The sequence below is a fragment of the Pseudomonas sp. TMB3-21 genome, assembly GCF_054898145.1.
This window is the reverse complement of record NZ_CM142718.1, coordinates 4408264-4420781: the sequence shown is the minus strand read 5'-3', so window position 1 is coordinate 4420781 and position 12518 is coordinate 4408264. Positions and strand designations below refer to the sequence as shown.

Genomic DNA, 12518 nt, shown 5'->3' with positions numbered 1-12518 from the left:
GCAAGACGCACAAAACCGGCTTTCGCATCCCCCGCAGACTACCTCCACATTCAACCCCTCGGAGAAGTCTCATGCTCACCTCTATGACTGCCTGGCTACGGCTGATCAGCAAAGTCGACACGTTCGGCACGTCCCTCATGCGATTGGCGATTGCCGTCGTTTTTTTATGGATTGGTGCGCTGAAATTCGTCCCGTATGAAGCCGATAGCATCACCCCCTTCGTCGCGAACAGCCCCTTCATGTCGTTCTTCTACGAGCATCCTCAGGACTACAAGGCTCACCTCACACACGAGGGTGAGTTGAACGCTGACAAGCGCGCCTGGCAGACCGCTAACAACACCTACGGTTTTTCGACCGGTCTGGGCCTCGTCGAGATTCTGATCGGTTTGCTGGTGCTGTCAAATCCGCTTTCCAGGCGTACTGGTCTGTTGGGCGGCGCGCTGGCCTTCGGCACACCGCTGGTGACGCTGAGCTTTCTGATCACGACGCCGGAAGCCTGGGTGGGCGCCCTGGGTGATGCGCAGCATGGCTTCCCGTACTTGTCCGGTGCCGGACGCCTGGTGCTCAAAGACCTGCTGATGCTGGCCGGCGCTTTACCCGTCATGGCTGACTCCGCACGTCAATTGCTCAGCGAGCGTTCGGCGTAATTCGTCGGTCACGATGTGGCGGGGGGAAACAGATTGCTTCCTGCAATTGTTTCACCCAGCACAATTAAGCCATGACATCTGTGCACATTCTCTGAAAAGGCTTTGTTGGTGAAACTGATCTCACAAGCGATCAACCCCTTCAGTTGTCGCAGCGTTCTCCACAACCGGGAGATGACCTATGCCTGGCACTACTCAATCCTGCACTGACGGCTGTTCTGCAACTTCAATCGTGCTGGATCGCGAGCACGAAGCGGGCTTCCTACTGCCGCAGTTCATGGGGGCGCTGGCCAGCGAGACCATGGGATTAACCCTGACGAACCGGTGCCAGCAACCAACCGGCCCAGGTGTGTTTGCAAGGCTCGGGGCCTCACTGATGCAGTCGCTGAAACTCCGATTACTCTTCGGCAAATAAGCGAGAACTTGAATATTCCTGATAGAGAACTGACATGAGCTACGACTTCGATCTGTTTGTCATTGGTGCCGGCTCGGGTGGCGTGCGCGCTGCGCGGTTTGCAGCGGATTTCGGTGCGAAAGTAGCGGTTGCCGAAAGCCGCTACCTGGGCGGTACGTGCGTGAATGTCGGCTGCGTTCCAAAAAAATTGCTGGTCTACGGTGCCCATTTTGCTGACGACTTCGAGCAGGCCGAAAGCTTCGGCTGGACAGCGGGAAAAGCGAATTTCGACTGGGCATACCTGATTGCGAACAAAAACCGCGAGATCGCAAGGCTCAACGGGATCTACCGAAAGCTCTTGATCAACAGCGGCGTCACGTTGCTTGAAGGGCATGCCCGATTGGCCGATGCGCACCATGTGGATATAAACGGCCAGCGTTTCAGTGCCGAGCGGATTCTGCTGGCGACCGGTGGATGGCCGCAGATCCCGGACATCCCGGGGCATGAGCACGCGATTACGTCCAATGAAGCGTTCTTTCTGGAACACCTGCCCAAGCGAGTCCTGGTGGTTGGCGGCGGTTATATTGCCGTCGAATTCGCCGGCATTTTCAATGGGCTGGGCGCAGATACCCGACTGCTGTATCGCGGTGATCTGTTCCTGCGCGGATTTGATCAGTCAGTGCGTACCCACCTGGCTGACGAGTTGACCAAGCGCGGTCTGCGACTGGAGTTCAACACTGACATCGTCCGCATCGACAAGCAGGCCGATGGCAGTCTGCTTGCAACGCTGAAGGACGGCAGGCAGCTGGAAACTGACAGCATTTTTTACGCCACGGGCCGCAGGCCGATGCTGGACAACCTCGGGTTGGAAAACACCAGCGTCGAACTCAACGAAGCGGGCTATATCGCCGTCAATGAGCATTTCGAAACTGACGAGCCTTCTGTTCTGGCGCTTGGCGACGTGATTGGTGGCGTGCAGCTGACGCCTGTTGCGACAGCGGAAGGCATGGCGGTTGCTCGACGGTTATTCCAACCCGAACACTATCGACCAGTCGATTATCGTCATATACCGACCGCTGTGTTCAGTCAGCCGAACATCGGCACGGTGGGTCTTACCGAGCAGCAAGCGATCGAGCAGGGGCACCAGGTCGTGGTGTTCGAGAGCCGTTTCCGCCCGATGAAACTGACCCTGACCGAATCCTCGGAGCAGACATTGATGAAACTGGTGGTCGACGCGGATTCCGATCGGGTACTGGGCTGCCATATGGTGGGTCCGGATGCGGGCGACATCATTCAAGGGTTGGCGATTGCGCTCAAGGCCGGTGCCACCAAACGACTGTTCGATGACACCATTGGGGTGCACCCGACCTCGGCAGAAGAATTTGTCACCCTGCGTACGGCAGTGGTCAGGCGGTGAAGGGCATTCGGTTGCTCAGCCGAAAGCAGATCAGCCCTTCACGCCGCAAACGTACGAGATACACTGCAACTCGCGTTTAATCTTCAGGTGACCCCATGCTGCTAAGACATCTGCGGTATTTGTTGGCAGTGGCTGACCACGGTGGCTTTACCCGCGCCGCAGAAGTCCTGCATGTGTCTCAGCCGACGCTGTCGCAACAGATACGGCAGCTGGAAGAAACCCTTGGCGTCAGTCTGTTTGACCGAACATCCCGAACTGTCCGACCCACCGATGCGGGGCTGGCCTACATCGAATGCGCCCGTCGCGTTCTGGTGGAACTAGCGGCCGGCAAGCGGGCTTTGCACGATGTAAAGGACTTGTCACGTGGCACCTTGAGGCTCGCCATGGCACCCACCTTCATGGCGTACGTCCTGGGGCCTTTAGTGCGTGACTACATCGCGCAGTATCCGAATATCCGCCTGGAGATTTTCGAGCTGTCGATGGGTGACATTGAAACGGGGCTGGTCAATGACTCGCTGGACATTGCGGTCGCATTTGACCAGGTGCGGAACGCCGATATCGAGTCAATCCCGGCATTTGTTGAAACACTGGGTCTGATGGTCGGGCGTGCTCATCCCCTGTATGACTGCGAGGACGCGTTGACGTCCGAACAGCTGGCTGAACTGGATTTCGCCTTGCTGACACCGGACTTCGCCACCCGCGTGTGTATCGACGAGTACTTCGCCAGGGTGAGGATCACGCCGAAAGTGCTGGTCCAGGTCAACTCAGTGAACACGTTGCTGGAAGTCATCCGCAACACGGCAGTCGCCACCATTCTTCCGGAACCCATCGCCACTCAGGATCGCGCTTTGCACAGGTTGGCCCTGCTCGACAAGGCGCCTCAACGTGGCGTGTCGATCCTCCGGCGCAAGAATAACTACCACAGCGCAGCGTCAGTCGCGTTCATGAACCTGATGCTGGGAACAGCGGGCGTGGAATCAGGCCAGGGTGCCGATCATTACGCCGAGTGAAATGCTGGATTGTGAATTGTGGTAATTCCGCTGTTTGGGAGACAGGGGCAAGATCACTCCATCGACGCGATCACCGGGTCGAATCCATAACAACCGGAGCAGGTCATGTCCCAGCAACCTATCAAACTTTATCGTCACCCATTGTCAGGCCACGCCCATCGCGTCGAGTTGATGCTGTCGCTGCTCGGGCAGCCAACCGAGTTGGTATTCGTGGACCTGGCGAAAGGCGCGCACAAGACTCCCGAGTTCCTGGCGTTGAACAGTTTCGGCCAGGTACCGGTGCTGGATGATAACGGCACCGTGCTGGCTGACTCGAACGCGATTCTGGTCTACCTGGCCGCTAAATACGGCAACGGCGAGTGGCTGCCCAGCGACCCTGTTGCGCAAGCCAAGGTACAACGCTGGTTGTCGATCGCGGCCGGTCAGATCAACTCAGGCCCGGCGACAGCTCGACTGATTACGGTGTTCGGTGCCGGTTACAACGCTGAAGAGGCGATCAGCAAGTCCCACAGTCTGCTCGCCGTCATGGAGCAAGAGTTGGGCAGCAGCAAATTCCTGGCGGGCGATAAGCCGACCGTCGCTGATGTCGCGGCTTATACCTACATATCCCACGCCCCGGAAGGCAATGTTGCGCTGACTGACTATCCTAACGTCCGTGCCTGGTTGAGCAGTATCGAGGCACTGCCAAATTTTGTTGGCATGCAGCGTACTGCCACGGGCTTGCAGCAAGTCTGATCGAACGGTCGGAGCTTCCCGGGAAATACCCCGGGCAAGCTCCGGTGATCGTCTGCTCGCTCTGGCGTGCAGATCTTGCTGTCCCTATGTCACGGCAGAGTCGCCTATGGATCGCTTTCAAGAAATGCAGATATTCATGACGGTCGCCGAAGAAGAGGGCTTCGCGGCCGCTGCCCGCCGTTTGAATATATCCCCGCCCAGCGTGACTCGCGCCATTGCTGCCATGGAGGAGCGAATCGGCACCCAACTGTTATCACGCACCACACGCAGCCTGCACTTGACCGAGGCCGGGCAACGCTATCTGGACGATTGCCGGCGAATACTCGGCGAACTCAATGAAGCGGAAGAGGCCGCTGCCGGCAGTTACTCTATTCCCTGTGGCCACCTGACGGTGACGGCGCCGGTGCTCTTTGGCGAGTTGTACATTGCCCCATTGCTGGCTGAATACCTAGACCAGTTTCCTTCCGTTAATCTCAACGCGTTACTGGTTGACCGCGTGACGAGCATGGTGGATGAAGGGATCGATGTGGCAATCCGTATCGGCCATTTACACGAGAATAATCAGCACGGCATCAAGGTGGGCGAGGTGCGCCAGGTGATTTGCGGCGCCCCCGATTACTTCGAACGATTCGGTCGGCCACGCCACCCCGGCGAACTCAGCTCGGCCAAAATCGTTATGTCTTCGGCGAGCCATTTGTTAAGCGACTGGCAATTTGAACATGACGGCAATCCATTGAGTTTTCGTTTCGATCCACGGTTGGTCGTGACCGCTAACCAGGCTGCGATCAATATTGCCTGCCTGGGTTGGGGCGTAACGCGTGTGTTGTCCTACCAGGTGGCCAGTCAGGTTGCGGCCGGTGAATTGGAAGTGGTGCTGCAGGATTTTGAACCACCCGCGTTGCCCATTCAGGTCGTTTATCTGAAGAGCAACCGCGTGCCCGCGAAGGTTCGCACCTTTGTCGATTTCCTCACGGACCGCCTGGGCGGTGACAAAGCGCTCAGACCGACCATGAAAAGTACCTTCTGATGGACCGCTTCCATGAAATGCTCATGTTCGAAGCGCTGTCGGAGCGGCCAAGTCTGGCGGCAGCGGCGCGTCGCCTGAATGTCTCCGGCCCGACGGTTGTTCGCGCGATTGCCCGGCTGGAGGCGCGTCTCGGTGTGGCTCTGTTACAACGCAGCACCCGTGGCGTGTCGTTGACGGAGTCGGGGGCGGCATTCATGGCTGACTGCTCGCGCATCCTCAAAGGAATCGAAGACGCCGAAGCCTCTGCCAAAGGCCTTCACGTACAGGCCCAAGGCAATCTGACGGTGTTGCTGCCACTGCTTTTCAGCCGCTATGTCATGACATCGTTGCTAGCCAATTACATGGAGGTGTATCCCGACGTCAAAGTGTTCGCTCATTACCATGACCGTTTCCCGAACATGAACGAGGAAGGTCTGGACGTGGCCGTGCTGGTGGGGCATCTGCCCAGTTCATCGTTGATCGCCAGGCCTGTGGGCTACGTGCGTTCGATCGTTTGTGCCAGCCCTGCCTATCTTGACGCCTGCGGTGTGCCCGCCGAGCCGGACGACCTTAAACGTCATCGGTTGATTGGCATCCAGGCTTATCGGGAGAAGATTCACTGGGATTTTTCCAGCCACGGTATTCAGACCACCCTCAAAGCCCGATCACGCGTCAGTTGCACCACGGCGCAAGCGGCCATCGATGCGGCGGTGCATGGTGGGGGCCTCACGCGTTGCTTGAGTTATCCAGCCTACGATTACCTGAAAAGCGATCGATTGCGCCGGGTCCTGCAACCTTTTGAACTGCCAGCGCTGCCCGTGCATGTCGTCTACCGCGAAAGACGAAGGGCCTCGATGAGGGTGCGCAGCTTTGTCGACTACATGGTCGAGGGCCTGCGCGAACATCCGGCACTGCTGCCGGATGCTCTTTGATTGATCAGCGACCCTGACCTGCGGTCGCTGAAACACTTCATTGGGCGGTCGCTGCCTTCTCGATCAGGCTGGCAACCACTTTTGGGTTGGACACCATCACAACGTGCGACGCGCCTTTGACCACAACGGTCTGCTTAGCATGTGCCCGCTCAGCCATGAAGGCCTGCGCTTGTGCCGGGATGTTTTTATCTGCGTCGCCGTAAACAAACCAGGAAGGAATGGTTTTCCAGGCCGGCTCGGTCGAAGCCTCATTGAGCGCAGCGACTGTCACGGGACGTTGGGTGGCAGCCATCAATCTGGCGTCCGCGTCAGGAACATCAGCGGCGAACTGCTCATGAAATTTTTCCTGCTGGATATACAGGTCCTTGCCGCCGTCAGCCAGGTCTACGGGCGCGGAGAGAGTCGGGCCCAAAGTGCCGCCGGGGAAACGCCCCGATAATTCTGCAGTGGATTCACCTGCTTCCGGTGCAATGGCGGCGACGTACACCAGCGCTTTGACGTTGGCGTTGCCGTATGCCGCTTCGGTGATGACGGGCCCGCCATAGGAATGGCCAACCAGCACGACCGGCGTTTTGATGCTGGCGAGCACGTCGGCCACCGACTGCGCGTCACCCTTGAGTGAGCGAAGCGGGTTAGCGGCTGCGATCACTGGATAGCCATCTTTTTCCAGAATTTTGACGACGCCATTCCAACTGCTGGAATCGGCGAAAGCCCCGTGAACCAGAACGACAGTCGGTTTGACCGGTGCAGCCAGCGCAGCGGTGGCACTGACCATTGCGGCCGCCAGGGCCAGACCTGCAAAAATCTTCTTCATCGGATGTTCCTGTCTAAGCGTGGGAGGGCAGTGAAGCGACAGGGATAGTTGAACCTGTCGCTGTGTTTCCCATGTGTCCGGGTATCCAGTGCTCTGCATGGAAACGTGTCTGATCCCACCTTTGCTACAGGCAGATACACGCCATCATTTCAGCGGGCGAAACAGTGGATTGCATTTTGTGGCCGTTCTCATCAAAGCGAATAAAGCAGAGCATGCGTTCAAGCACTTTGTTCAGGGCATCACTGCGGAGATAACCACCCGATGAAACGAGTCCTCATGCTGCTCGCCAATGGCGTCGAACCGATGGAGATGGCCGCGTTCACCGACGTGCTCGGCTGGGCCGATCTGCTCGGTGATTGCCCTGTCGAACTGGTGAACGCCGGCCTTCGCAGAAAGATCGTCACCACCTTTGGTTTATCGGTCAATCCGGGTTGTCTGTTGCGCGATCTGGATATCAGCAGCTTCGACGCGCTGGCGCTGCCGGGTGGTTTCGAACCGTCGGGATTTTATGAAGAGGCGCTCAGCGAGCCGTTTCTGCAGACGATTCGCTACTTTGTCAGCGCTGGCAAACCCGTCGCCAGCGTGTGCGTATCGTCGGTGTGCCTGGGCGTCGCGGGTGTACTGCGAGGCAGAAATGCCACGACTTATCACCAGGAAGGCGGCAAGCGCCGGAATCAGCTGGTGGAAACGGGCGCTGTGTTCGTCGATCGACCTGTCGTGGTCGATGGCAACATCATTACGTCCAGCGGACCCGGCACCGCCACTGAAGTCGCTTTTGTGCTGCTGGAAAAACTCACCGGTGCGCAGAACGCGACGTACATCCGCAAGAAAATGCGCTTTGCTACACCCGATCGTCATTGGTTCGAGACGCCACAGGTTCCAACGCAACCTATGTAGAGGTGATCATGAATAAAACGGATGAGCCAGGGGCTTCGCCCTGGCATGCGGGTGAGCGGCAGTTGCAGGAAAGCGTCGGCGTGGCGCAGCAGATGGAGCACTTCGGGCGAAAGGTGGTACGTGACTACATGCCGGATCAACATCGCTCGTTTTACAGCCAGCTGCCTTATCTGATACTGGGTGCCGTCGATGACAAAGGCATGCCGTGGGCGACGCTGATCGAGGGCCCGCCCGGGTTCGTCGATTCTCCCGACCCACGCACTTTGCACCTGCAGCGCCTCCCTGCAGACGGCGACCCGGTCAGACCTGCCCTGGCGAAGGGCGCCGCAGTCGGGCTGCTCGGTATCGACCTGAAGACCCGACGGCGCAATCGTATGAACGGCAACATCAGCACCGCCTCATCTGGCGGTTTTGCCGTTTCTGTGGTGCACGCTTTTGGCAATTGTCCGCAGTACATTCAGTTGCGAAGCGTAGAACCGGTCAGCGTCGGACGTTCCTCAGCCGACGTTGCGGCGCAATGCCTGACCGAACTGGACGAGGCGGCGAAAGAGCTGATTCGCAAGGCCGATACTTTTTTTCTCGCCAGCTACGTCGACCTGGACGGCGACCCATCGAAGCGCTCGGTAGACGTTTCGCACCGCGGTGGCAATCCGGGTTTCGTCAGAGTCCAAAGCAACGTGCTAACGATTCCCGATTTCGCCGGCAATCTGCATTTCAATACATTGGGCAACCTGTTGCTCAATCCCAGGGCCGGTTTGCTCTTTGTCGATTTCTCCACAGGTGATGTGCTTCAAGTGGCCGGCCGCACCGAGCTTGTGCTTGAGGGGCCTGAAATCGCTGCGTTCCAGGGCGCCGAGCGACTCTGGACCTTGACGGTGGAACAGGTCGTCAGAAGGCGGAGTGTGCTGGCGTTGCGCTGGGCATTCGAAGGTTTTTCGCCGAACAGTGTGATGACCGGCAGCTGGGAGAAAGCAGAAGGCCGCTTACAGGCCGATGCGCTGCGCGATCAATGGCGGCAGCTGCGCGTCACCCGCATCGTCGAAGAAAGCAGCACCATCCGCTCTTTTTATCTGGAGCCGGTCGATGGCGCGGGGATGCCGCGTTTCGAGGCAGGCCAGCATTTACCCGTACGGTTTGGCCTGGTCGAAGGGCAGGCGCCCCTTGTCAGGACTTACAGTGTGTCGAGTGCACCTTCGGACGATTTTTTCCGGATCAGCGTCAAGCGTGACGGCCTGGTTTCGTCGCACTTGCACAACCGGATTCAGGTGGGCGATCTCATCGAAGCCCGTGCCCCTCAAGGACGATTCACCGTGCAGGCCGATGAGCATCGGCCGTTGGTTCTGCTGGCCGCTGGCGTTGGGGTCACGCCGCTGCTGTCGATGCTGCGCGAAGTCATCTACGAAGGAGAGCGCACCCGGCGCACCCGCCCAACCTGGTTCATCCAGAGCGCACGGAGCCTGGCGGAGCTGGCATTCAGGGACGAACTGTTTGAACTGGCGACCCGTGCGAAAGACAAGATTCGCGCGTTAAGACTTCTCAGTCAGCCCGAGCAGAACGCTCGCGAGGGCGAAGACTTCGAGTTGGCTGGACGTGTGGATGTCGCTCTGCTCAAAGAGCTGCTGCCATTGGACGATTATGATTTTTACCTGTGTGGCCCGGGCGCGTTCACCCAGGCTTTATACGATGGCCTGCGTCAGATGCGCATTGGCGACGATCGCATTCACGCCGAGACGTTCGGCCCTTCGACCCTGGTGCGGTTGCGCGACCAGTTGACCCCGGCCGTCGAGCAAGTTCCGGCAGCCAGTAGCCCGATCAAAGTGCTGTTCTCGGCGTCTGCGAAAGAGGCGCGCTGGGAGCCGGGAAGCGGCAGCTTGCTGGAGTTGGCTGAAAGCAGGGGTTTGAATCCGGACTTCAGTTGCCGCGGCGGGTCGTGTGGAACCTGTCGTACGAAACTGGTCAGCGGGCAGGTGCACTATTTGAACTTGCCCGCAGAAATGCCGGCGCAGGGAGAAGTCTTGATTTGTTGTGCAGTCCCGGCGCAAAGCAAGGAGGGCGATGCCCCCCTGGTGCTGGATTTGTAACACGTGTCTCTATCGCTCATCCCGCATTCGCGGGGTGAGTGCTTGAGCAAACCTCCTTTCTCGTCTGGATGCTTTCAGGCAGCAACTTCTTCCAGACGGGCATGCACTGCGCAGATCCCGGGGTGCTGTGCCAATGATTTGAAGCTGCGATGGTCGGCGTCGAGTGCGTCGACTGAACCGGTTTCGATGTCGTACACCCAGCCATGCAAATTCAGCAGGCCTTTTTCCTGAGCCAGGCGTACGCTTGGATGGGTCTGGATGTTGGCCAATTGGGCGATGACATTTTCCCGAACCATCGAGCTGACCTTCGCCGCGTCATTGGCATGGGCGCGGGATTCATTGATGACTTTTGCCGACTCGGCGTGTTGCAACCAACCGGCAACAGCAGGCAGGTGAGCCATGCACGTGCACTTGGCCACGGCGGTCATTGCACCGCAATCGGAATGGCCGCAGATGACAATATCCGTGACCCCCAGCACCGCCACGGCGTATTCGACCGTTGCCGACACGCCGCCGGGATGGGGGCTGTAGGACGGCACGATGTTGCCGGCGTTACGGATCACGAACAGCTCGCCTGGCTCTTGTTGCGTCAATAATTCCGGGACTACGCGGCTATCGGAACAGGTGATGAACAATGTGCCTGGATGCTGCGTGGTGGCCAGATGTTTAAACAGGTCAGTGCGTTGTGGAAAGGCTTCTTTCTGAAACTTGAGTAAACCTTCGATCAGCGATTTCATGGTGTGTGCCTCTGTCTGAGAGTTGAATTCAACGTGCAATCAGTTGCTGCAGCCGCGACCGATGACGCTGTATTCAAGGACCCGGGTGTCGCCGTGGGAATCCTTGTAGGTCATCTGCACGGGCACCGGACCGCAGACGTCTGCTGCCGGAGTTATGTCGATGACTTTGGCGATGTCCAGGTACATGCCATACACATAGGGCGTGGCTTGCGGGGCGGCCGAAGCTTCTTGTGCATAGGCCGACAGCGAAGCGGTCAGGGACAGGGCGAGTAACAGAATTTTTTTCATGACGAATCCTCCAGGCAAATTGGGTGAACAGGTGAAGTCGATAAAGTGGGTTGAAGCAGGCCCGCTGAAGTGGCGGGCCGAATGACAGTTGCGGTCGCAATCCTAGAAAGGACGCAGTGGCAGGAACTTGCCGTCCAGCGTGATCACGGCGCGGTGACCACCTTCTGGATCCTCGACTTTTTTCATGTCGAGCTTGAAATTGATTGCGCTGATGATGCCGTCGCCGAACTGCTCGTGAATCAGGGCTTTCAACGTGGTGCCATAGATCTGGATCATTTCGTGGAAGCGGTAGATGGTCGGGTCGGTAGGAACACCCGACAAGCTCCCACGCAGGGGAATGATCTGCAGACGGGCGACCGAATCGGCGTCCAGATCCAGTTTTTCGCCGATCACTTTGGCGGCATTTTCCGGGAGTGGGTGCTGGCCAAGCAGGGCAGCGGTCACGTAAGCAAGACTAAGACCGGTGCCTTGAGCCACGTCTTCGAATGAAAGATTTTTGCGGGCTTTGGCGTCGAGAATTTTGGCGGTCAATGCGAGGCTGGTGTCGTTGTAAGCGTGGGACTGCTGCATGGTGTTGCTCCTTTCGGATGCTTGGGGTAACGGGGGTTGGGAAACGCTTGTTGCTTGGTGTGGACCCATGTTCTGCCGCTTGCTCGATAGCGTCCAAGACCGATATGCAATGCTTCGCATAAGCCCTTCCTATAGATCGGGGCAGTGGCTGAATAGCGGGGCGCAGGCAAAAAGAAGCCCGCGCTTGGCGGGCTTGGTGGCGACGGGAGCAGTTGTCAGCGGGAGGGTGATGCAGTCGGTGGCCTGTGATGCTTATCAGTTAGGCGACAGCAACGTTTCGCTGCGTGTCAGGCTTGCTGGACGAACGCCAATCGCACCGCAAATCCAATCAGAAGTGTGCCGAACAACCAGTGTTGTACGCGATGCGCGGTGATGCTTCGCTCCAGCCAGCGACCCACCCAGGCACTGGCGGTTGCGTAGACGCTATCGAACGCGAGCCCTGTGATCACAAGAATCAGCCCGAGCACGGCAAACTGCTCCGAGACCGACGATCGGGTTGGTTCAATGAATTGAGGAAGTAGCACGGAGCAAAAGAGCAGCGCCTTCGGGTTCAGCAAATTGGTGAGCAGCCCGCGTCGGAACGCCCCTCCCAGGGTGTGTGTTGGGGGGCTGTTCTCGGCAATGGCGGGAGCGCTCACCCCGCTCGTTTTGAACATCTGCAGCCCGATCCAGAGCAGATAGGCCGCTCCCGCATATTTCACGATATCAAACGTCCAGGGCAGAACCTTGAACAGCGTGGCCAATCCCATCGCGGCCAATGCCACATGGCAGGCTCGCGCCAGCGCAAGACCCAATGCTGTCGCGAGCGCTGCGGTTCTGCCTTGTTTCGCACCGGTTTGAAGCAGCAGGATCATGTCCGGGCCGGGCATCAAGAGAACCATTGAGATAGCCAGAAGGTACAGCGCTGTGTCTTCCATATTCGCGGTGCTCGACAGGAGATGAGGAAGACAATACTAGAGCGGAGGGGCGGGGCAGGTGGTTGCGTATTAAACT

14 protein-coding genes are annotated in these 12518 nt (G+C 58.3%); 9 read left to right on the top strand and 5 right to left on the bottom strand.

The window, feature by feature from the left end:
* The first annotated feature begins 71 nt into the window (after nt 1–71).
* The 7 genes from rclC to ACYZTS_RS20105 all read left to right on the top strand — a co-directional run bounded on the left by rclC (nt 72) and on the right by ACYZTS_RS20105 (nt 6138).
* Nucleotides 72–647: a reactive chlorine resistance membrane protein RclC gene (rclC, locus tag ACYZTS_RS20135; RefSeq protein WP_461991550.1), complete on the top strand. Its 576-nt coding sequence runs from the start codon at nt 72–74 to the stop codon at nt 645–647.
* A gap of 178 nt (nt 648–825) precedes the next feature.
* Entirely contained in the window at nt 826–1059 is a 234-nt protein-coding gene (locus ACYZTS_RS20130; RefSeq protein WP_028620287.1) for a hypothetical protein, read from the top strand.
* 34 nt (nt 1060–1093) lie between these two features.
* Complete coding sequence (gene gorA, locus ACYZTS_RS20125; protein ID WP_461991548.1) at nt 1094–2455, top strand: glutathione-disulfide reductase; 1362 nt, start codon at nt 1094–1096, stop codon at nt 2453–2455.
* 95 nt (nt 2456–2550) lie between these two features.
* Nucleotides 2551–3465 carry a transcriptional regulator CynR gene (cynR, locus tag ACYZTS_RS20120; RefSeq protein WP_461991546.1) on the top strand — a complete coding sequence of 305 codons (915 nt, stop codon included), beginning with the start codon at nt 2551–2553 and terminating at the stop codon, nt 3463–3465.
* A gap of 105 nt (nt 3466–3570) precedes the next feature.
* Nucleotides 3571–4200: a glutathione S-transferase family protein gene (locus tag ACYZTS_RS20115; RefSeq protein WP_028620290.1), complete on the top strand. Its 630-nt coding sequence runs from the start codon at nt 3571–3573 to the stop codon at nt 4198–4200.
* A gap of 106 nt (nt 4201–4306) precedes the next feature.
* Nucleotides 4307–5227 (top strand): LysR substrate-binding domain-containing protein, encoded by a 921-nt coding sequence (locus tag ACYZTS_RS20110; RefSeq protein WP_028620291.1) that lies wholly within the window; start codon nt 4307–4309, stop codon nt 5225–5227.
* Nucleotides 5227–6138 carry a LysR family transcriptional regulator gene (locus ACYZTS_RS20105; protein WP_028620292.1) on the top strand — a complete coding sequence of 304 codons (912 nt, stop codon included), beginning with the start codon at nt 5227–5229 and terminating at the stop codon, nt 6136–6138. Before ACYZTS_RS20110 ends, ACYZTS_RS20105 begins: the two co-directional genes overlap by 1 nt.
* Before the next feature lie 37 nt (nt 6139–6175).
* On the opposite strand, the gene ACYZTS_RS20100 is transcribed toward ACYZTS_RS20105, so the two are convergent.
* Nucleotides 6176–6952 carry an alpha/beta fold hydrolase gene (locus tag ACYZTS_RS20100; protein WP_461991543.1) on the bottom strand — a complete coding sequence of 259 codons (777 nt, stop codon included), beginning with the start codon at nt 6950–6952 and terminating at the stop codon, nt 6176–6178.
* A 261-nt stretch (nt 6953–7213) separates the two neighbouring features.
* Here ACYZTS_RS20100 and ACYZTS_RS20095 point away from each other — a divergent pair, with 261 nt between their 5' ends.
* Together ACYZTS_RS20095 and ACYZTS_RS20090 are read left to right on the top strand one after the other, a co-directional pair.
* Entirely contained in the window at nt 7214–7849 is a 636-nt protein-coding gene (locus ACYZTS_RS20095; RefSeq protein WP_028620294.1) for a DJ-1/PfpI family protein, read from the top strand.
* A gap of 8 nt (nt 7850–7857) precedes the next feature.
* Nucleotides 7858–9930 (top strand): pyridoxamine 5'-phosphate oxidase family protein, encoded by a 2073-nt coding sequence (locus ACYZTS_RS20090; protein WP_461991541.1) that lies wholly within the window; start codon nt 7858–7860, stop codon nt 9928–9930.
* Nucleotides 9931–10004: 74 nt separating this feature from the next.
* Here the strand turns inward: ACYZTS_RS20090 and ACYZTS_RS20085 are convergent, their stop codons facing one another.
* From ACYZTS_RS20085 to ACYZTS_RS20070, 4 genes are all read right to left on the bottom strand, one after another.
* Nucleotides 10005–10667: a carbonic anhydrase gene (locus ACYZTS_RS20085; RefSeq protein ID WP_461991539.1), complete on the bottom strand. Its 663-nt coding sequence runs from the start codon at nt 10665–10667 to the stop codon at nt 10005–10007.
* Between the two features lie 39 nt (nt 10668–10706).
* Nucleotides 10707–10955: a DUF2790 domain-containing protein gene (locus ACYZTS_RS20080; protein ID WP_461991537.1), complete on the bottom strand. Its 249-nt coding sequence runs from the start codon at nt 10953–10955 to the stop codon at nt 10707–10709.
* A 102-nt stretch (nt 10956–11057) separates the two neighbouring features.
* Nucleotides 11058–11525, bottom strand: a complete 468-nt coding sequence (gene cynS, locus ACYZTS_RS20075; RefSeq protein WP_028620298.1) for a cyanase — start codon at nt 11523–11525, stop codon at nt 11058–11060.
* A gap of 287 nt (nt 11526–11812) precedes the next feature.
* A complete protein-coding gene (locus ACYZTS_RS20070; RefSeq protein WP_461991534.1) occupies nt 11813–12442 on the bottom strand; it encodes a LysE family translocator in 630 nt (209 codons plus the stop codon).
* Nucleotides 12443–12518: the final 76 nt, after the last annotated feature.

What these genes read in the sequence shown, in the direction of transcription:
- ACYZTS_RS20090 (WP_461991541.1), top strand. Translation starts at nt 7,858, where the DNA reads ATGAATAAAACGGATGAGCCAGGGGCTTCGCCCTGGCATGCGGGTGAG.
- rclC (WP_461991550.1), top strand. Translation starts at nt 72, where the DNA reads ATGCTCACCTCTATGACTGCCTGGCTACGGCTGATCAGCAAAGTCGAC.
- ACYZTS_RS20105 (WP_028620292.1), top strand. Translation starts at nt 5,227, where the DNA reads ATGGACCGCTTCCATGAAATGCTCATGTTCGAAGCGCTGTCGGAGCGG.
- ACYZTS_RS20095 (WP_028620294.1), top strand. Translation starts at nt 7,214, where the DNA reads ATGAAACGAGTCCTCATGCTGCTCGCCAATGGCGTCGAACCGATGGAG.
- cynR (WP_461991546.1), top strand. Translation starts at nt 2,551, where the DNA reads ATGCTGCTAAGACATCTGCGGTATTTGTTGGCAGTGGCTGACCACGGT.
- ACYZTS_RS20130 (WP_028620287.1), top strand. Translation starts at nt 826, where the DNA reads ATGCCTGGCACTACTCAATCCTGCACTGACGGCTGTTCTGCAACTTCA.
- gorA (WP_461991548.1), top strand. Translation starts at nt 1,094, where the DNA reads ATGAGCTACGACTTCGATCTGTTTGTCATTGGTGCCGGCTCGGGTGGC.
- ACYZTS_RS20115 (WP_028620290.1), top strand. Translation starts at nt 3,571, where the DNA reads ATGTCCCAGCAACCTATCAAACTTTATCGTCACCCATTGTCAGGCCAC.
- ACYZTS_RS20080 (WP_461991537.1), bottom strand. Translation starts at nt 10,955, where the DNA reads ATGAAAAAAATTCTGTTACTCGCCCTGTCCCTGACCGCTTCGCTGTCG.
- ACYZTS_RS20110 (WP_028620291.1), top strand. Translation starts at nt 4,307, where the DNA reads ATGGATCGCTTTCAAGAAATGCAGATATTCATGACGGTCGCCGAAGAA.
- ACYZTS_RS20100 (WP_461991543.1), bottom strand. Translation starts at nt 6,952, where the DNA reads ATGAAGAAGATTTTTGCAGGTCTGGCCCTGGCGGCCGCAATGGTCAGT.
- ACYZTS_RS20085 (WP_461991539.1), bottom strand. Translation starts at nt 10,667, where the DNA reads ATGAAATCGCTGATCGAAGGTTTACTCAAGTTTCAGAAAGAAGCCTTT.
- cynS (WP_028620298.1), bottom strand. Translation starts at nt 11,525, where the DNA reads ATGCAGCAGTCCCACGCTTACAACGACACCAGCCTCGCATTGACCGCC.
- ACYZTS_RS20070 (WP_461991534.1), bottom strand. Translation starts at nt 12,442, where the DNA reads ATGGAAGACACAGCGCTGTACCTTCTGGCTATCTCAATGGTTCTCTTG.